Source organism: Actinoplanes sp. NPDC048791 (genome assembly GCF_040650095.1).
Taxonomy (GTDB): Bacteria; Actinomycetota; Actinomycetes; order Mycobacteriales; family Micromonosporaceae; genus Actinoplanes.
Map to the genome: position 1 here is coordinate 1 of NZ_JBEZGQ010001688.1, position 1,151 is coordinate 1,151.

Genomic DNA, 1,151 nt, shown 5'->3' on the forward strand with positions numbered 1-1,151 from the left:
GGACCGGCGGCACGGCGCTTGCTTGGGGGTAGGAGCCGTGCCGCCGGGCGGAACTACGCCGCGGACGCGGCGGCAACGGGACGGCCGTCCGCGGCGGCGGACAGCTCGCGAGCGATGACGGTCGCGCGTTCGGTGGAGATCGCCAGCCCGCGGGCACGGACACCGGCGGCGAGGGCGTCACGGGTGATCCGGCGCCCCGCGGCGCTGAGTTCGTCCGCGACCGTCCGGGCGGCAGACAGCACCGGGTCGGCGTCATCCGGGCCGTCCGGCACCGCGGACGAAACCTTATTCGGTGTAGGCGCGGCGGTGGTGGTGAGCTGGGCGGACGGTTCGTCCGCGCGGTGGACGATCGCCGGACGGTTGCCATTGGCGAGAGCCCATCGGCGGCGCGCGGCGGCGAACTGTGACAGCGGAATCGCGGGTGCGAGCTGCCACGGCAATGCCGGTTCGTCCGCGTCGTCCGCCGGTCCGTCCGGCTGCTCCGCGACCGGGACGGTGGCGGCCACCACGGCCGACGAGGCGGCCGGGACCGGCTCGGGTGCCAGGGTGCGGATGCGGGTGGCGAGTTCCATGAGGCAGATCGAGGCGACCACGATCAGCCCGTCCACCGAGACCGGCAGCAGGTAGGGCGACGCGCCGGTCTCGCCGTAGCGGGCGGCCACGCCGGCCATGTGCCAGTACGACACCCACGCCGCGATACCCGCGATCAGTGCCGCAGCCAGCATCCGTCCGAACGCCAACGCCCGCGTGTCGACCGGGATCCGCGAGATCAGTTCCACGGTCAGCAGCAGCGCGACCGGCGGCCAGGCCGCGATCGCTTGCGAGATCGGATTGTCGACCGCGTGCAGCACGTTGGCGATGGTCGAAACCACCACACCCAACGCCAGGGTTGCGCGGACACCCCAGCGGACTCTCTTGAGCTGAGTCAACGTCACGACGTCACCGTCCGCACGCCGAGCTCGTCCGCGGTCTGCGGATCGGCGCGTCGGCTCTTTCGGATGCTCACGCGGTCTCCTTCACAGGGTCTGAGCAGGTCAGGCACTCACCGAGCGAGCGCGGGATGTAGTAGGGCCGCACCTGGCGGCAGGTCGGGCAGGTGCGCCGGGCCACCAGCGCCGCGGCGACCGCGCGCAGCTGCGCGGCGGTGGCGG

Annotated in this window: 1 protein-coding gene; it reads right to left on the reverse strand. The window is 73.1% G+C overall.

Annotated elements, in window-relative coordinates:
- Positions 1–53: 53 nt before the first annotated feature.
- Positions 54–935: a DUF2637 domain-containing protein gene (locus AB0C29_RS49645; protein ID WP_360835524.1), complete on the reverse strand. Its 882-nt coding sequence runs from the start codon at positions 933–935 to the stop codon at positions 54–56.
- Positions 936–1,151 lie beyond the last annotated feature (216 nt).